This window comes from Prochlorococcus marinus str. MIT 9201 (genome assembly GCF_000759955.1).
In the GTDB taxonomy this organism is placed as follows: domain Bacteria; phylum Cyanobacteriota; class Cyanobacteriia; order PCC-6307; family Cyanobiaceae; genus Prochlorococcus_A; species Prochlorococcus_A marinus_G.
Genome location: NZ_JNAL01000013.1, coordinates 1 through 16,212, shown reverse-complemented (window position 1 = coordinate 16,212; position 16,212 = coordinate 1). Strand labels below are relative to the sequence as shown.

The 16,212-nt window shown below is 30.0% G+C and carries 31 protein-coding genes and 1 pseudogene; 22 read left to right on the top strand and 10 right to left on the bottom strand.

All coding sequences use genetic code 11. The features are described from left to right. A pseudogene (locus EU95_RS0109015) lies at window positions 1-262 on the bottom strand (inverse autotransporter beta domain-containing protein); the annotation flags it as partial. Between the two features lie 268 nt (window positions 263-530). Here EU95_RS0109015 and EU95_RS03540 point away from each other — a divergent pair. Further along, the gene (locus EU95_RS03540) at window positions 531-809 is read left to right on the top strand and encodes a DUF3764 family protein (RefSeq protein ID WP_032522376.1); all 279 of its coding nucleotides are present in this window, start codon (window positions 531-533) and stop codon (window positions 807-809) included. Window positions 810-1,014: 205 nt separating this feature from the next. Here the strand turns inward: EU95_RS03540 and EU95_RS09975 are convergent, their stop codons facing one another. After that, window positions 1,015-1,164 carry a hypothetical protein gene (locus EU95_RS09975; RefSeq protein WP_193742485.1) on the bottom strand — a complete coding sequence of 50 codons (150 nt, stop codon included), beginning with the start codon at window positions 1,162-1,164 and terminating at the stop codon, window positions 1,015-1,017. 199 nt (window positions 1,165-1,363) lie between these two features. On the opposite strand from EU95_RS09975, the gene EU95_RS03545 reads away from it, so the two are divergent. The 8 genes from EU95_RS03545 (at window position 1,364) to EU95_RS03570 (ending at window position 5,866) form a co-directional block, all read left to right on the top strand. Beyond that, window positions 1,364-2,002 (top strand): SOS response-associated peptidase, encoded by a 639-nt coding sequence (locus EU95_RS03545; RefSeq protein WP_032522375.1) that lies wholly within the window; start codon window positions 1,364-1,366, stop codon window positions 2,000-2,002. A gap of 32 nt (window positions 2,003-2,034) precedes the next feature. Beyond that, on the top strand, window positions 2,035-2,292 hold the full coding sequence (locus tag EU95_RS0109010) for a DUF1651 domain-containing protein (RefSeq protein ID WP_032522374.1): 258 nt from the start codon (window positions 2,035-2,037) through the stop codon (window positions 2,290-2,292). A 133-nt stretch (window positions 2,293-2,425) separates the two neighbouring features. After that, on the top strand, window positions 2,426-3,148 hold the full coding sequence (locus EU95_RS03550) for a pseudouridine synthase (RefSeq protein ID WP_032522373.1): 723 nt from the start codon (window positions 2,426-2,428) through the stop codon (window positions 3,146-3,148). A gap of 53 nt (window positions 3,149-3,201) precedes the next feature. Beyond that, the gene (locus EU95_RS10155; RefSeq protein WP_241466727.1) at window positions 3,202-4,146 is read left to right on the top strand and encodes a thermonuclease family protein; all 945 of its coding nucleotides are present in this window, start codon (window positions 3,202-3,204) and stop codon (window positions 4,144-4,146) included. 57 nt (window positions 4,147-4,203) lie between these two features. Beyond that, complete coding sequence (locus tag EU95_RS03555; protein ID WP_032522378.1) at window positions 4,204-4,509, top strand: DUF3764 family protein; 306 nt, start codon at window positions 4,204-4,206, stop codon at window positions 4,507-4,509. A 3-nt stretch (window positions 4,510-4,512) separates the two neighbouring features. Beyond that, window positions 4,513-4,710, top strand: a complete 198-nt coding sequence (locus EU95_RS03560) for a hypothetical protein (protein ID WP_032522372.1) — start codon at window positions 4,513-4,515, stop codon at window positions 4,708-4,710. Window positions 4,711-4,740: 30 nt separating this feature from the next. Beyond that, complete coding sequence (locus EU95_RS03565) at window positions 4,741-5,058, top strand: hypothetical protein (protein ID WP_032522371.1); 318 nt, start codon at window positions 4,741-4,743, stop codon at window positions 5,056-5,058. 418 nt (window positions 5,059-5,476) lie between these two features. Then, entirely contained in the window at window positions 5,477-5,866 is a 390-nt protein-coding gene (locus EU95_RS03570; protein ID WP_032522370.1) for a putative quinol monooxygenase, read from the top strand. 68 nt (window positions 5,867-5,934) lie between these two features. On the opposite strand, the gene EU95_RS0109000 is transcribed toward EU95_RS03570, so the two are convergent. After that, on the bottom strand, window positions 5,935-6,237 hold the full coding sequence (locus EU95_RS0109000) for a hypothetical protein (RefSeq protein WP_032522369.1): 303 nt from the start codon (window positions 6,235-6,237) through the stop codon (window positions 5,935-5,937). Window positions 6,238-6,436: 199 nt separating this feature from the next. On the opposite strand from EU95_RS0109000, the gene EU95_RS03575 reads away from it, so the two are divergent. Further along, entirely contained in the window at window positions 6,437-6,718 is a 282-nt protein-coding gene (locus EU95_RS03575; RefSeq protein WP_032522368.1) for a DUF3303 domain-containing protein, read from the top strand. A 169-nt stretch (window positions 6,719-6,887) separates the two neighbouring features. Then, window positions 6,888-7,127, top strand: a complete 240-nt coding sequence (locus EU95_RS03580; RefSeq protein ID WP_032522366.1) for a hypothetical protein — start codon at window positions 6,888-6,890, stop codon at window positions 7,125-7,127. A gap of 515 nt (window positions 7,128-7,642) precedes the next feature. Here EU95_RS03580 and EU95_RS03585 read toward each other — a convergent pair. Continuing rightward, window positions 7,643-8,008: a hypothetical protein gene (locus tag EU95_RS03585; RefSeq protein WP_032522365.1), complete on the bottom strand. Its 366-nt coding sequence runs from the start codon at window positions 8,006-8,008 to the stop codon at window positions 7,643-7,645. A gap of 226 nt (window positions 8,009-8,234) precedes the next feature. Between EU95_RS03585 and psbF the strand changes: the two genes are divergently transcribed. From psbF to EU95_RS03600, 3 genes are all read left to right on the top strand, one after another. Continuing rightward, window positions 8,235-8,531, top strand: a complete 297-nt coding sequence (gene psbF, locus EU95_RS03590) for a cytochrome b559 subunit beta, long form (protein ID WP_032522364.1) — start codon at window positions 8,235-8,237, stop codon at window positions 8,529-8,531. Between the two features lie 12 nt (window positions 8,532-8,543). Next, window positions 8,544-8,726 (top strand): hypothetical protein, encoded by a 183-nt coding sequence (locus tag EU95_RS03595; RefSeq protein WP_032522363.1) that lies wholly within the window; start codon window positions 8,544-8,546, stop codon window positions 8,724-8,726. Window positions 8,727-9,348: 622 nt separating this feature from the next. Further along, window positions 9,349-9,762, top strand: coding sequence for a hypothetical protein (locus EU95_RS03600; RefSeq protein WP_032522362.1), 414 nt, complete (start codon window positions 9,349-9,351; stop codon window positions 9,760-9,762). Between the two features lie 468 nt (window positions 9,763-10,230). On the opposite strand, the gene EU95_RS03605 is transcribed toward EU95_RS03600, so the two are convergent. The 4 genes from EU95_RS03605 to EU95_RS0108995 all read right to left on the bottom strand — a co-directional run bounded on the left by EU95_RS03605 (window position 10,231) and on the right by EU95_RS0108995 (window position 11,330). Then, complete coding sequence (locus EU95_RS03605) at window positions 10,231-10,446, bottom strand: hypothetical protein (RefSeq protein WP_032522361.1); 216 nt, start codon at window positions 10,444-10,446, stop codon at window positions 10,231-10,233. Between the two features lie 67 nt (window positions 10,447-10,513). Further along, a complete protein-coding gene (locus EU95_RS03610; protein ID WP_032522360.1) occupies window positions 10,514-10,771 on the bottom strand; it encodes a DUF1651 domain-containing protein in 258 nt (85 codons plus the stop codon). Between the two features lie 187 nt (window positions 10,772-10,958). Further along, window positions 10,959-11,108, bottom strand: a complete 150-nt coding sequence (locus EU95_RS10105; RefSeq protein WP_206537477.1) for a hypothetical protein — start codon at window positions 11,106-11,108, stop codon at window positions 10,959-10,961. Window positions 11,109-11,147: 39 nt separating this feature from the next. After that, window positions 11,148-11,330 carry a hypothetical protein gene (locus EU95_RS0108995; RefSeq protein WP_032522359.1) on the bottom strand — a complete coding sequence of 61 codons (183 nt, stop codon included), beginning with the start codon at window positions 11,328-11,330 and terminating at the stop codon, window positions 11,148-11,150. Window positions 11,331-11,615: 285 nt separating this feature from the next. On the opposite strand from EU95_RS0108995, the gene EU95_RS09970 reads away from it, so the two are divergent. The 5 genes from EU95_RS09970 (at window position 11,616) to EU95_RS03620 (ending at window position 13,411) form a co-directional block, all read left to right on the top strand. Continuing rightward, entirely contained in the window at window positions 11,616-11,762 is a 147-nt protein-coding gene (locus EU95_RS09970; RefSeq protein WP_193742484.1) for a hypothetical protein, read from the top strand. Window positions 11,763-12,035: 273 nt separating this feature from the next. Continuing rightward, window positions 12,036-12,194, top strand: coding sequence for a hypothetical protein (locus EU95_RS09965; RefSeq protein WP_193742483.1), 159 nt, complete (start codon window positions 12,036-12,038; stop codon window positions 12,192-12,194). 93 nt (window positions 12,195-12,287) lie between these two features. Beyond that, window positions 12,288-12,467 carry a hypothetical protein gene (locus EU95_RS0108990; RefSeq protein ID WP_032522358.1) on the top strand — a complete coding sequence of 60 codons (180 nt, stop codon included), beginning with the start codon at window positions 12,288-12,290 and terminating at the stop codon, window positions 12,465-12,467. 39 nt (window positions 12,468-12,506) lie between these two features. Beyond that, the gene (locus EU95_RS03615) at window positions 12,507-12,761 is read left to right on the top strand and encodes a hypothetical protein (RefSeq protein ID WP_032522357.1); all 255 of its coding nucleotides are present in this window, start codon (window positions 12,507-12,509) and stop codon (window positions 12,759-12,761) included. Window positions 12,762-12,997: 236 nt separating this feature from the next. Continuing rightward, window positions 12,998-13,411, top strand: coding sequence for a hypothetical protein (locus tag EU95_RS03620; protein ID WP_158462208.1), 414 nt, complete (start codon window positions 12,998-13,000; stop codon window positions 13,409-13,411). 16 nt (window positions 13,412-13,427) lie between these two features. On the opposite strand, the gene EU95_RS0108985 is transcribed toward EU95_RS03620, so the two are convergent. Both EU95_RS0108985 and EU95_RS10100 read right to left on the bottom strand, forming a co-directional pair. After that, on the bottom strand, window positions 13,428-13,625 hold the full coding sequence (locus tag EU95_RS0108985) for a hypothetical protein (RefSeq protein ID WP_206537478.1): 198 nt from the start codon (window positions 13,623-13,625) through the stop codon (window positions 13,428-13,430). A 62-nt stretch (window positions 13,626-13,687) separates the two neighbouring features. Further along, window positions 13,688-13,876 carry a hypothetical protein gene (locus tag EU95_RS10100; protein WP_032522354.1) on the bottom strand — a complete coding sequence of 63 codons (189 nt, stop codon included), beginning with the start codon at window positions 13,874-13,876 and terminating at the stop codon, window positions 13,688-13,690. 190 nt (window positions 13,877-14,066) lie between these two features. On the opposite strand from EU95_RS10100, the gene EU95_RS03625 reads away from it, so the two are divergent. The 3 genes from EU95_RS03625 to EU95_RS0108975 form a co-directional block, all read left to right on the top strand. Beyond that, window positions 14,067-14,456 (top strand): DUF3804 family protein, encoded by a 390-nt coding sequence (locus tag EU95_RS03625; RefSeq protein ID WP_032522353.1) that lies wholly within the window; start codon window positions 14,067-14,069, stop codon window positions 14,454-14,456. 394 nt (window positions 14,457-14,850) lie between these two features. Further along, window positions 14,851-15,795: a glycosyltransferase family 2 protein gene (locus EU95_RS03630; protein ID WP_032522352.1), complete on the top strand. Its 945-nt coding sequence runs from the start codon at window positions 14,851-14,853 to the stop codon at window positions 15,793-15,795. Window positions 15,796-15,804: 9 nt separating this feature from the next. Next, the coding region (locus EU95_RS0108975; protein ID WP_032522351.1) for a DUF2079 domain-containing protein at window positions 15,805-16,212 on the top strand (408 nt) is incomplete at its 3' end.

Below are 16,212 nucleotides of genomic sequence, written 5' to 3'. Positions count from 1 at the left end.
CTAATAATCTCTTGGCATCTTTGCTCATCATGTTTGTGTAATCACTTCCGTCAGAGCCATCGTTCATTAAAGGAACAAATTTTGTAGAGTAAGTTGCTCCTTTAATTATGTATTCATCTAATTTATCTTTTGGTTGATATGTATTCTGAGAGTCTTCAACCTGATCAAATTTGATATTATCAAATTTATATTCTTGGGCAGAAACAGACAGAATAGAACCAAAAGCTAAGGGAATAAGAGAGAGGGCTTTAGGTAATTTCACTTATTTTTAAATTTTTAAGAAGTTAACATAATTTGAGACATAAAATCTAGCGATTGTTACCAAAACACTAAAAAGTAATTAATCAAAAGGAAATTATAGTAGAGGGTTTGATGTTCTTTATTGAATATCTCCGAAAATTATTATTGTTATTTCTGGATGATAAATCCTCTTTAAAATCACCCTTACGACCAAGTACCTTCTTTTGATAATAATTTAAGTAGAAATATTGGTGAGGAGATATAAAATTAAAATTAATTAGTGTTTTTTTATGTCAATTGAAACTACTGTTTTTACTTTCAAAATTAGTGTCCCTTTTGAAGAATGGGCTGCGGTTTATGACAGTGAAGAAAATATACAAATGAATAAAGAACGTGGAATTATTTGCTTATACAAAGGTGTAAAGAAAGATGATCCAACTAGTGTAATTCTTATTGAGCAGGGTGAGGAAGGTAAATCAATTGCTATGTTTGAAGATCCAGCAGTTAAACCATTAATTGAGGGAGCTGGTCATATTTATGATTCAACTGTTATATCGAGCTACTTTTAATTGATTGTCGATCTACATTAGAGGGTGCAACACTCTCCTCTTAAAATGACAATTAATACATTTCTCTTGCTTTTATTAGTTTTTGCAAACTACACAAACTTATTTTTAAAAATAGTAGAAAATAGTAGAAAATAGTTGAAAATAGTTGAAAATGAGAAGAATACTTGTCTTACTAATTCCTGTTATAGTTTTGCTATCTCGTAAATTACTTGGCTAAGCTTGCTAATTCAAAATTATAAATATCTCTTTCTCCATCATCATCGCTATCATCATCATCATCATTGAAAGAAGATATTAAAACATATACTCCTCCCAGCCCAAGGAACATTGATAAATAAAAGATAGGATCTGTCATAGATTAATTGTGTAAGATTGAAATAAAATTTGAGAAAACTTTTCAATATCTACATGTTCTCTTAACTATTAAATGAAGACCCTTTTATGACCATCAAAAAGGATTTATATTTTTTAATTATTGAATATTGACAATCAATCTAAAATAGGAATAATTAGCTCGATTTTTAAAGAGTTTTTAAAAAGATTTTAAAAAATAAATGTGTGGAAGATTTGAGCTGAAAACCAAGTTTGATGATTTACCAAAGATTCTGAAACAAGATTATCCAAAGGGACTTCAAACTAGATATGATATTCAAAATTTAATAAGACCAACTGATCCTGTACTTGTAGTCAAAAACGAAGGAAGAATTAAGACTACTTTCATGTCATGGGGGTTTATTTCACCTTGGACTTACGACCCATTTGACAAAAAAAGGCCAAGACCATTTAATGCAAGATCAGAAAGCATAGAAGAAAAAAGATTATTTAGTGGAAGTTGGAAATATAAAAGGTGTTTAATACCAGCAAGTGGGTTTTTTGAAAAAAAATATCGTATTCGAAAAGAGAATTATGAAACGTTTTGGTTAGGAGGAATCTGGAGCAAGTGGACCTCTCCAGATGGCGCTGAGTTAGAGAGTTGCTGTATCTTAACAACTGAACCAAATGAATTAATTAAACCTTTTCATCATCGCATGCCTGTTGTTGTTCCCAATGGTTTAGAGGAGCAATGGACTGAGCAGGTTAAAGATACTGTTGAATTAAATGGTTTACTTCCAATTATGATGGGTTGGTCACCTGATGGATGGTTAGTAGAAAATATTAACAAAAAAGAAACTAATCAAATGAGTTTGTTTTAAATTGAATGCATACTAACTCTATCCCCTAATTAATGTCTAAATCTTACTGGTTGATTAATTCAAACAGAACAGAAGTGAAGAGATTTATGAGAAACGATAAGAGTATAAGTGGTGTCTTCGAGTATATGTTTGTGGATACTGGAAAAATATTGGACATATCCGGAAAAGAACCACCTGTAATGACAAATACAGTTTCAGTAGATATAGATTTGGCAAGAGAAATTTATGAAAGATTACTTTCCCAAGGATGGACTAAAATTGAAGAAGTTTGGAAAAAAAAAGAGAGTTAGGTGCGCTCTCCAAAAATCCCTGGTTAATATTAATCTAAATCTAATGTCTTTAATATTCACTTAGTTTGACAGCTGATCTAAAATAAGAAGTAATTAATTAAATAATTTAGGGAGATAAAAAGAAATACCCAATATGGCTACCAGGATAAATAAATATTTAAGCGAAGTTGGTTATTGTTCTAGAAGAGTTGCAGATAGATTAGTTAAAGAAGGAAAAGTTACTATTAATGGGGAAATATCAAAGATTGGAGCCAAGGTAGATGAAGATGACCAAGTAGAAGTCAAAGGTCAAAGAATAGAAAAATTATCAAAACAAAAAAATATATACTTAGCCTTTAATAAACCTGTTGGAATTGTTTGCACAACTGATACAAGAGTAGAACCCAATAATGTTATAGATTTCATTAAATATCCTAAAAGAATTTTTCCTATTGGAAGATTGGATAAGCCCAGCGAGGGTTTAATTTTTTTAACTAATGATGGAAATATCGTGAATAAAATACTAAGAGCAAGAAATAATCATGAAAAAGAATATATTGTAAGTGTTAATCGTTTGATTAGTAGAGAGTTTATTAAAAGGATGAGTAATGGAGTTGAAATATTAGACACCATAACTAGGAATTGTTTTGTAGAAAAGTTGGGACCAAAAAAATTCAAGATCATACTCACGCAAGGACTTAATCGTCAGATTAGGAGAATGTGTCAGTCATTAGGCTACAGAGTACTTTCATTAAAGCGTGTAAGAATTATGAATATTAAATTAGACGTACCAATAGGAAAATATCGTGAATTTACTAAAAAAGAACTTTTAGAACTAAATTTATTACTAGAAAACTCTTCAAAAACATTTGACTAGTCTTTGGGGTTAAGCCGCGAAATTATAGAAAAACTCTTACTAGTTTTAACAATATGATTAATTTAATTGAAAGCAGATTTAAACTAATAAGAAAAATTCCTTTTTTGTTGTATTTATTTAAAAAATTAACTAAATCAAACGTAGGTTTTAGCTCAATTGAGTTGATAACTGTTATTGGAGTATGTTCAATCCTTGGAATTATTGCTTTACCTAGATTTCTTGAAGTTATCCAAAAAGCAGAGAAAGTAATAGCTGCAAATTCAATCTTAAATATAAAAATCGAGTGCGAAAGTAATAATTCTCTGGGAAGAGAGTTAACATTCACCCCTTCAAAGTTAATTGGTTATGAATTTGATAATGAGGAAAGCAATAACTGTATTGGTAATGAGAATTTTTCACTTGTATCAATAATTCCTGAAGATTTAAAAAAACAACCCTCTTTTTTCTATAACTTCACTAGTGGTGAAATATCATGTATTTATGAAGGGTCTGAAGCTTCTGACTTTCCAGAATGTAAGAAAGTCCCCTTATCAGAAAGAGAGAAACAAAGATGTGGAGACATTGGTGATTGGTCAGAAGCTCAAAAGTTTCTCCAAGCAGGACACGCTTATCTTGATAGAGATAATGATGGGGAAGCCTGCGAAGCTCTTGGTAGAAAATCAAATAGACCGGAGAATGGAGAAATTATAATCAAAGATTGTTATGACGGAGATACCTGTACTTCAAGTGAAGGCGAAAAAATAAGATTAGCTTGTATCGATACTCCCGAAATAAAAGGGAAAAGAGCAAAGCCAAATGAGGCAATAGCGGCAAAAAATTTCTTAAATGAAATGATTAAGGGCGAGAAAGTATCAATTCGTAGGGTGACTGAGGATAAGTATGGAAGGACCGTAGGTGAATTAAGTCTTAATGGAGAGAATCTTCAACAACTGCTAGTTCAAGAGGGTCATGCTGAAATTTATAAAAAATACTCTAAACCTTGCGATTGGGCATCTTAAATAATATTCATCTGATTGACAGTCGATCTACAATTAGAGGCAATTAGCTCCTTTTTTATGTCTTGTTCAGTTACCTCCGTGTTTACTTTTAAAATTGAAAGCACTTTCGATGAATGGGCTGCAATATTTGATAGTGCGGAAGCAGATAAAAGGCATTCAGAATTTGATATTAAGCCACTTTTCAGAGGAGTAAGCAAGGAAGATCCTCAAAAAATAATTGTTATTCATCAAGCTCCAGAAGGCAATGTTCAAAAGTTTGTGGAAGCCAATGGTGACTGGATGGCAACTCATAGAGTTGACTTGTCAACAATGGAGGAAACCTCTTGGACCGCTTCATTAACAAAGGACGATTGTTGTGATTAACAAATGAAAAGACCGCTATTCCCACCAATATCTGCACTTACTTTATCTACTTCAGTTCATGCTGGAATATCTGATGAATTACATAAAAAAATTTCAGATGCCCGAGATTATGCAGGTTACGTGAATTCTAATAAAAAATTTTCTCTTAAAAAAGATAAAGAAATATCAGGGATAGGTATGATGTTTGTTTATCCTGAATAAATAACTCTTGAAGAAATAACTTTTTAATTAATGTTGCGACTTCTTCCGTTACCGATTTTTATTTGCATTTATCTATTCTCTTGGTGGAGATGTAAAAAAAATATTATCGCTAGTGATAAGCAACTAAAACCCTGCATTGATTGGGCATATATAAAAAATTTACCTCTCCCACCAAAGCCTTCATTTGTCGAGTTTTATATTGTTTATGTCTCTTCTTTCTTTAAATTTCCCTTTGGGATAATTATTCAACAACTTCCTTTTGCTAAGAAAGTAAGATACTACGAAAGAGAAATGAAATTAATATTTGATAAATGGAATCTAGAAAAAATTAAAAAGATAATTAACTAACTTATTGGTATGTCTGGAGTAAAGATATATAAATCCCTAATAACACAAATATTGCCACACCTATTCCAATAACTGTATTGGGTTGATTATTCCAGAAATTAGTTAAAAATTCCATTAATTGGGAAGTTTAAAAATTTTAGCTCTGTTAGCTCTATTCATTACTTTTCTCAAAATATTATTTTTGATTGATAAATCAGAAATACAATAAAGATTTAAAAAAAACTACTTTTGCAAAAAATGAGATTTGCATAATAAAAATAACTCTTCACTCATAAAAGCAAATTTCATTAAAAATGACAATTTTTTTAGAAGACCTCGTAGGAGGTATTTTTAATAATTGACAGTAGATCTAACATAGAGGGATAAAACCCTCTTTTTTATTAAAAAATTAATAATATAATTAAAACTATTTTTATTCATGACAAATTTCGGAGCAGATACCCCTTTTATTCTTTTAGCAAAAATCACAGTAAAAGAAAATAAAGTTTCTGAGTATTTAGAACTTGCAGATAAAACAGATAAAGCCGTTAAGGCTGTTGAGCCAGGAATGTTACATCATACTTTTGATCAGGATCCAGAAAATCCTCTGAACTTTGTGTGGTCTGAGGCTTATAAAAATGATGATGCTTTTATCGCTCACTTGGCCAATCCAGCAATAGGTGAATATTTAAAAGAGCATCCAAAACTTGCTGATGATTTTACTGTTGAAGTATATGGAACAGTTGGGGATAAATGTCTCGAAGTAATGAAAGGAACAGGTGTTTCCTTTAAAGTTTTTCAGTCAAAATTAGGCTACAGCAGACTTTAATTAGGTAATATTAAAAGCTGATCTAATATAGAGGGATAAAACCCTCTATTTATGACCTTTAAATTTTTTTAATCTCCAATTTCATCAAAATAAAGGATCTTTTTTTCTTCTTCTGTTAAAGGTAAACCTTCAGAAACTTTTTTTGCTGCTTGTCTTTTCTTAAATAAAAGTTTTGCTTTTTCTTTCGCTCTGCCTTTTGCGGAATTCTTCCCTCCGCCACCACCACCGCCGCCGCCGCCGCCATAAGAAATTAAAAGATTACTAGTAAGATAATTAGTTTCGTTTTTCAAGTTAAATGATGATGCATTTAAATTTGAAGAAATGAATAACGTACTTAAGAAAACGGTGAATGCAGCAAATAATTTCCTCATAAATAAAATATTTATTATTTATACTTTAGGATATCTTGATGAAGAATAAGATTATTTATTTTTTTGATCGAAAATTTATATGATTAAAAATCGTCAAACCCTATGAAAAACTTTTTTATTGCAATTTTTAGTCAAAATAATGCTTCTATTATTGACAGTCGATCTAAAATGAGGAGCAATTAGCTCCTTTTTTTTATTTATGTTGTTTCTAATTTCTTATAAATTCAATGATGCAAATGCCCAAGAAAAGGGAGCAAAAATGCTAAAGGAATGGTACGACAAAGGAGGGCCACAAAATAGACCAGAAGGTTATGAAGTTAAATCTTGGATTTTCTTACCTCAACATGGCAATGGTTACTCTGTTGTAGATGCTAATTCTCTAGAAATCATTTGGAAACAATGGAGACCTTGGAAAGAGTTATTGGAATTTACTATTGAACCTTGTGCAGATTTAGATCAAACAGTAGCTTTGTATTGTTAATGAAACTCTTACTAAACTAATGTCGGCAATAGTATTGGAAGGGATTATTTGCGAATGCGGATTGTTTTGGCTACTTTTGCATTACTAAAGAAGTAAATTAAATGACTATCAACTCGCAGGGTTGGAGCTTGATTTTTAGTATTGGAACTATATTAATTATTTTTTTGATTTGAATAAAGAAGTTAAAAAAGAATTATTTAATCGACTCGCTGATTGGATTATTGATACCGAGCCAAATTACCCCTCATTTAGTGAATGTAAGTTATGGATTAAGAAACAAAATTCTCAATATGTAATTTCTAAAAATGATGAGAAAGAAATTCTAATGTTGCTAACTTATCTTCCTATGAGCCAACGAATGAATAATGTTTTGTACGCCAAATACCTTGATCAAATAATTAACAAGTAAAGAATAAATATCTAAAAAAATATTTCAAATACTAAGGAATAAATGTTTTGTTTTTTTAGCCAAATCTCTTTTAGTAATTCAAAGGCAAAAAGTAGAACAAAGTATTTCAATCTAAACCTCCATGTATTTCTAAAAATCTATGTTGGATTTATTTATTTAAATAAATGATTTGTCGGTAATTTGTGCGAAAATATTAGTTAAGAAAAATTTAACTAGCATTTTATACAAGATATTGATCTATTTAAATCAATAAAAATTTGAGAGATGAAATATAGTTTAAGAAAATTATGAGCAAAAATTTTGGAATCATTTGATTACTTCGAATATTTAAATTCAATATCATTTCATCCACCTGTAATGATAATAACTACATTATTATTCTTTTATATAAGAAGAAAAATTTTATTAGCTGGAAAAAAACAATAGCAAACTATTTAATATTTATATTTTTGAATGAGTCAAAAATTAAATAAACGAAACAAGTAATAAAAACAATTACATATATAGATTCCATATTAACTTACTGTTGTTATTGAACTGCTTAATCCATAAGTGAGAAAAATAAAACTTGCGAAAGTAACTCCAATCATTACAGTTGTATAAAGTTTATTTAATTTGAAATCATTCCTTGATGAAAAATCGGCTACAACTAAATTTTTCATTGAATATTTATCTCTACTTTTAAAATTTTCACTATTAACTAAGCTACCTAAAATGGGTTCAGTTGAGACATTGACCTCTTGATTGATAACTGAATTTAAAACTTTATCTTCATTAAAGAATTTTGGGAACATATAAGTATGCCACAATGCTATGACTGCCGCCCAAAATACTACACTTACTCCTGCGATTCCAAAAAGTAAAAATCTAAAAGTTTCCATATTTTTTTAGTTTTTAATTAAAATTAATCTACATCAAAGTAAATATTCAAATATTTTTATTTAAAAAAATATACAAAAAAATAATCAATTAATCATAATTATTTGTGATTAATGATTAAAAATAATGTTATTAAGTGTTTTTCTATAAATATAAGTTAATTATCTAATCAATTATTAATTTAAAAAGGGCAGAATAATTACCAAATTAATTATTGTTTTTACAGAAATGGATTTTAGAGTCGTACTTGTCATTACACCAATAGTATTTTCATGGATATTTACAGTTTTTTGGTTAGGTAGATGGGATGTATTTAGATTGACACCACTAGGACTACCAAAAAAGGGAGTAGCTCCTTTTAAAAACTATCAGGTATGGGATGATACTGCCCTAGTTCCTGCTACTGGCAGACCTCCAGAAGGTTATCCTGTTTTTACTGTCAGAACAGCAGCTGTAAACGCTTTAGGCATTCCTACTGTTTTCTTTTTAGGTGCTATTTTGGCCATGCAGTTTAAATCTTATTAATTTGGTATTTTGATGGATATAAGATACTTAGTTGTAGGTGCTCCTTTTATTATTGCTTTTTTCTATACCTTATATTGGCTTAGAAAATGGGGTGCTTTTAATACAACAAATAATTTGTCAAAAAAAATGACTCAAAAAAATGAATCAATTGAAGAAAGTTATATTCTGGAAAATATCTTTTTAACAAAAAATTAATTTAATTTCATCAATTTTTATTTATTTAAATGCCATGATTCCAATAGAACAGTGTTTATTTTTTGCAGTTTCTCTTTTCGCTTTTTTCCATCTTTCAATAAGCATAGCAAGTGCATTAATTAGCCTTTACTAAATAATAATTAAATAAAATATTAAACACTTATTTGTATAAAATTAATCTTTCTAAATTAAGAAATTCATTATATAAATATAGGAGTAGATATTAGGGCAATCTACTAACCGCTAGCTTTGATAAGTACGGTTTGTAATGAGAACCTCCCTTTAACCTCATTTTCTTTTTCGCAATCTTAGAAAATGAGGTTTAAATATTTTAAATAAGAAATAATATAAATTTGGGATTAAAAAATAAACTTTTTTAATTAAAAAAATATCTATCCACTTGTATATTATTTACTTTTTAAAAAAGATTTTTTTATTTATAAAGAATATGTAGATATTTGGCGAATCTGCAACGGTATAGATTCCGTCTTTATGAACCTAGCCAACGAAAATATTTCTAACTACGTTTTAGTTATTTTAGTAGTTAGGAATATTTTTATTAAATATTTAACTTTTAGAGAATTTACTATATTAGAATCATTTAAATTAACAAGCTAATTTAATGATTAATGAATTAAATAATAAAGATTCTTTAGAAAATATTTATAGAGATTTAGAGTCTGGAATGCCAGAGAATAAATCTATAAAAGAGTATGCCCTTCCTAATGCGAGGCAATGGTTAGGTGGTAGATTTGTTGCTATATGGGTGTTGCCAATTTTTTTCATTAAAAAGTTAGTAAAGTTTTCATCATCATCAGCTTTTGTTAAACCATATTCTCCCTCTAAAAATGGTCCAACATATAAGCAACCAGAGACACTATTTACTGCTTTGAGAAGTGTTTTCAAGGGTAACGATCATTTGAGATTTTTTGATCATAGATTTATTGGTATTTGGGTTTTACCTATTGCCCTTACTGGGATAATTTTTGAAATCTTGCTAATAGCTCCTACCAATAACACATCACCTTTCAACTAAGCATATTTTGCCGGCAATTTATCCACAATTATTGAGCACAGATTTTTATTTAATATTGCGCTAGAGAATTTTAAAAATAGAAATTTGTTAATAATGCATGAATTAAGAAATCTTGAAAGCAAACTATCAGGATGGTTTTTACTAAAATAACCAATATCTAATTTGGTTGTTAATCATAGAAGTGTTATCTTGGCTTGAATAGTAATAAAACTTTCACATAGGTTTTGATGACTTTCTTGAATAAAGGTTTTAACGTTTCTAAGGGCATGGCTTTACTACTTTTGAAGCCTATAAATTTACCTGTAAACTTTGTTTTAAATCTAATTATTTTTATTACGAATCCTAAATACAATATTGGTTTTTAAAAATGATTGGTAGTTTACCAAAACTAATTGCAATTCTTATGGTTTTGCTACTTGTAGGTAGTACCTTTGTTGGTGGGATTATTTATTTTGTGAGATAAAAAATTTAAACTCCCGCTGCTTTTCGTTCCGCTTGTCGTTTTTTTAGGATTGAATAAGCTTGTGAAGCCCATTTTCGGGAAACCTCAAATTCAGCATCTAACTTCTCTCTAAGTAATTTACCAATTTTAAATACTTCTACAAAGCCTAGAAAAATTATTACCAGCACCTTAGTCATGTTTACCGCAACAGCTGCTATCTTTTCAATTCTTTGATCTTGCATTTGAACTTATTGAAGCCCATTAAAATTAACAGAGGTGGGAAATTATGCAAATGCAATAGTCTAAAGATTAAAAATAACTTCTAAAAATACTGGTCTTCTTCCAACCTTCTTTCAATAATTCTGCATATTCTTTTCTTGCAGCTTCAATAGTTTCTACCCTGCTACCTTTCATTACTGGTTTGCTTAATTTTTTATAAACGCATCCATAGCTAATCAGTATTGCATCAATACCTGGACAAGGCTTTGATACATCCTCAAATGGTTCAAATACTTTTATTCTTGACCTATCTTTATTGATAAGAGTAAATTTTTCTAATTTCTCCATTAAATAATTAACAAACAAATAATTGAACCAATACTAAAAATTAAGCCCCATCCTTGCGAGTTAATTTTCATTGATAAATATCGAGTAATTTTGTATAAATCCCTAACAATACAAATGTCGCTAAAGCTACTCCAATAAGTATATTTGGTTGATTATTCCAAAGATCATTTAAAAATCCCATTAATTACTAATAAGGAAATTGGTGGTTTTTATACATTTTTCTATAATCTAAATGCAATCTTTCAGTTGCTAATCTTCTGTTATTCATTGCTTCCTTAATCAAATCCGTTTCTCGGAAATTTTGATTGAGGATTGTGAATGGTGTAGTTAATTTCATAAAACCTCCTTATTTAATTAAAGAATAAAAATTAATAACTCAGTTACAGTAAATTAAACAATTTTGATTTGTTGGATGTTCTCTACACTCTTTCTCCCAAAAGTTTTGAAAATCAGGATTACATTTCTCAAGTTCTTTTGGAGTTTCGTTAAGGTTTAATCCTGAATAATTAAACGCCGTTATGTATCTTGGAAGAATGTTAAATTGATTGAATAGTTTCATAAGACCTCCTAGATCTATATCTATATTTTCCTCCTTTTGACTTGAAATTCATAGAGTATTATTACCCGAGTAAAAGTGCTTTGTGGTTGTCAAGAATATCTTTTCGAATTCATTTGAATTAAAAATAGTACAGTAGCCAAAAGTACTTCATCGACTTTGTGGATAGCGAGGTACCTAAGACTCGAAGAGGGCAGAATAAATGCCCTCTTATTTTTTAGGTATTTGCACTCTTGATTTTTATATTTGACTGATACTAGATAAATACCAGATCAAAGGAGGTTAATTATGACTTGCAGAAATCCTATTAAACATAAACTTCAAAAAGCAGTTGATAATTGGCTTGATATGTTCTCAGTTGAAAAAAAGCTATCTGATGATCAAATGGAATGTATGCAATTCGGTATTTGTGATTATGCTCCAAAACAAGTTTAGAGGGTCCCCTTTTTTAATAACTGACTTCAGTTAATACACGACAACAGTAGTAGAGAAAATTTATTTTTGATTGTAACGAAATTGCAATTTCGGGTAGCGGTTTGATAATGACTAAAATATTCAACTTCTACCCTTTGTATCTCCTTTTCGTTATCTTATAGTTTTGAATTTGATAAAGGTAGCTGATCACTATCTAAGCACTAGATCAGTGAATTCTGGTTAATAATGATTGACAGTTGATTTAGAATAATCTTCAGTTAACCCCTTTTTGATATGAAACTTGAGTCGATTTCAGTTGCTGGTAAAGCTTCAAATCAATCAGGAGTTGGTAAAAAGTTTTTAATAATATCCATTTCTATCACAGTAGTATTAAATCTCTCAATAGCAATTTGGTTTTTCATGAATGATATGGGTAGATTTTTAATTAAATGAAAAAATTTTCTTTGGCAATAATTCTAACGATAGGGATTATTTATGGCTGTGGATTATTTTGGTTACTTTGGCATTACTAAAGGAATAAATTGAATGACTAATAAATGGTATGACAAATCTTGGCAAAAAGATTTCTTGAATATTAAGTCACATTCCCCTGCAGATGCAAAGCTATTAATGGGAGGTGTGAAAGGATTAAAAGATGCTTGGCGTTTGGGTGTTCTACATGTTGAATACGAAAGACTAAAGAAGATACAAGAGAAAAATGATTGACAGTTGATCTAAAATGAGAGGGATAAAATGCTCTTTTTCATGTCTCCTAATAAAGGCCCAAAAATCATCAAATATTGTGTAATTACATCTACAACTGCAATAGTACTCATTTTTATTTCCTTGATTCCTATTTCAAAAAAAGCATTTTATTGGAATCAATGCTTTAAAAAAACTTTTCATTGGATTGATAAATATGAGATGGAACTAAAAAGTTGGGATAAAGCATCAAAAGAAAGTATTGCGGTAGCAGTTTGCAATGGTGCTGTGTACGAACCTGAACTTAAAACAAAATAATTCGATTGACAATCGATCTACATTAGAGGTTATGACTACCCTCTTTTGTATGTCCATTTATACCTTTTTTGCTGTTATTAGTTATTTCGAATTGAACAAACTTATTTTTAAATATAAAAAACAGAAGAAGATGGGAAGCTTACTACTTGCACTGCTATATTAAACACGATTGACAGTCGATCTAAAATAAGGAGCAATTAGCTCCTTTTTTTTCTTACTATTTACATATACATAGTATGAAAATTATGCGTTCTATTTTTTTACTACCTTTGCTCATAGGGTTCTCAGGATCAGCTTTTGCAGATTCAGAAACATTTAAAATAGACGTATCAGCAGAGGGTTATCGTGACTATATCTTGAGTGGAACTGATAGGAACGGACCTTTAAGTGGAAATGATCCTACAGTCACTGTTAATAAAGGAGATATAATCATCTTTGATATTGATGCATCTCGTCATCCTTTTTATATAAAGACTGAATTTTCTCGTGGGAGTGGTGATCAGATAACCACAGGAATACTTTCTGGTACTCCAGGGATTCAAAATGGAACATTATCATGGAATACAAAGGGCGTATCTAAAGGCAAATACTATTATGTTTGCTCTCCTCATGCACCTTTTGGAACGGGCGGATCAATTATTATTGAGTAAGTGAAACACTTACTCGTTAAATAAAGATCTTGTTTTTTATCTCTTTATTTAAAGTCAATTCTTGAGTACCTTTCATACATCCTCCAGTTGGATAGCGTATAAACTTTTTTGAAATTGCGCCAATACCAATAGCTATTAAACCAATTCCTAATATTGCTTTTGTTCTTTTATCTGCAAGAATAGATTTCATTATGATTAATGTTTTTTCAATCATACGAATTATTGTGATTATTTTGTGAATTTCATATCCATTTTGAGCGATATCATTCGGCAAAGTTATGCAAAGTATGGCGGAATCTCTTTCGAAACTCGCTCAGCCTCATTATTCTTAAATGTAACTATAAAAAAGACAGTTTGGGAAACAATTCTATGACTTGGATTATTAGAGTCTGGGCGATAGGATTCCAACCTGCGACCAAGTGCTCCCAATGCACTTGTATGTAAAATTGAGAAAAAGATAAGCATATTGATTATAACTAATGTTTTCTTTGTTTTTGGAACGTATTTGAGTCTCAAAATCATGCCTTGCGATCGCCAGAAATAGTATGAGATCGTCACTTAGCTCCCCCTATTACACCCAAGTGCCATCTTGCAATTTTTAAACTAAAAAAAGAATTGACAGTTGATCTAAAATAAGGGGCAATAAGTTTTTTTTATGACAGATAGAGAAACAATTGAATCGATGTTGTATGAGTTGGCAACACCGCAGAAAATGGGCTCATTTTTTGTAAATAATGCCACTGCAGATTTTTTACTTATCAGACCTAGCGGGAATCCAATAAGTGCAAAGGGATTCGAGGAAATGATGAGTTCTGGTGATGTTGTTCAGGAAAAAGCAGAAATTACAAAAATTCATAAGTTTGAATTTCTTTCTGCCGATGTAGCAATGTGTGTTTTTACTCTTGGGGCAAAATTCTCCTACAAAGGAACTCCTAATGATGATTTGCCAACCGTAACTTCTATCTTCAAAAAGATTAATGGGATTTGGAAAATTCATTGGATGCAAAGATCAACAGGAGATTCAGATCTGTCTCTTTGGGATTAGCAAGTAAACAATAGTCAGAATATGTACGGCATAGCAATAGCTTATGGGGTTGTTAGTTTGTTATTACTAGGTGGCTTTGCGTACTTAACCTTCAAAATGACCTCTAAAAAATAAAACGCTTACTACTTGCACCGCTATTTTAAATAAGATTGACAGTCGATCTAACATAGAGGGATAAGACCCTCTTTTTTTTTAATGGGGTTTAGCTTGGTTTATAGGTTTTTGTTGTGTTGTATATTGGAGAGTTAATTTTAAAAAAGTTTCTACATTGAAAAGTTTTTTATATTAATTACCTTTGTATTCTTTTAAGCTGATTTACTTTTAATTCAAATTCCTTTTAAATCATAGTGATAAAATAAAAATTAATCATGATAAATATTAGTGAAAGATATTTATGGATAAGAAAACGATATCATGGGTTGTTCCTTGCTTTAATGAAGAGAAAGTAATTCTAGAAACATTAAAAAGAATCAGTAAAGTTTCAAAAAAAATAAATAAATATAATTGGGAGTTAATTTTAATTAATGATGGAAGTACTGACAGTACTAAGAAGACTATTCTTGGAATTAAAAATTATCCTTTGAAAATAATTTTATTAAGTTTTTCAAGAAATTTTGGGCATCAGCAGGCTGTTCAAGCTGGATTAGACAATTGTACAGGATCTGCTTCTGTCATCATAGATGCGGACTTACAAGACCCTCCTGAAATAGCTGAAAGAATGATTGAAAAGTGGGAAAAAGGATATAAGGTGGTATATGGTCAAAGAACTATTAGAAGACAAGAAAACATTTTTAAGAAATTTACTGCATTCATTTTTTATAGGTTATTGAATTTTTTTTCAGGAATAAAAATACCTGTTGATACTGGTGATTTCAGATTAATTGACAGAACTGTTATTGATGAATTACAAAAATTTTCAGAGAAAGGTCGATTTATGAGAGGTTTGATCGCATGGGTCGGTTTTAATCAAATAAGTGTTTTATATGAGAGAGATCCTCGCTTCGCTGGGGTTACAAAATATTCTCTAAGGAAAATGATTTCTTTTGCGATTGAGGGTTTAACTAATTTTTCAAGGAGACCGCTAAGGCTTGCTACTTTTATGGGTTTCTTTTTCTCGTCATTATCATTTTTTGGCATAGTCTATGTCTTATACATAAGATTATTGACGCAAAACTGGGTAGCAGGGTGGGCAGCAATTTGTATGACAATATTACTCTCCTCTGGTATTCAGTTAATTTTTATCGGATTATTGGGAGAATATATTGGAAATATATTTTTCGAGACAAAAAATAGACCCCTCTATATTGTTGAGGAGAAAAAAGTTCTTAATAAAAAGTAAGTAGTTTTCATGGATAAGTTAAATAATTTTAGAAGTGATATTTATTTTAAGAAACTTTTTTTAATTACTACTTTCTCTTCTCTTGCATTTTTTTTACTAGCAGTTTTAAGACATTATTTGTTGCAGAGTAACGCTTATGATTTAGGGTTATTTGATCAATGGATATGGCTCACTAGTAAAAATTTACCTTCATATTCAACCATGACTGGATTACATATGTTTGCAGATCATGGTGCCTGGACACTATACATAATTTCAGTGATATATAAATTAATTCCTGATATAAATATTTTATTTCTTTCACAATCTTTATCTCTTTGTTTTACGACAATTCCTCTATGGCTTCTGTGCAAAAAAAATAACTTAAGCAGTAAAGTAGGATTTCTTGTAGGAACTTTTTGGCTTCTACAGCCAGTA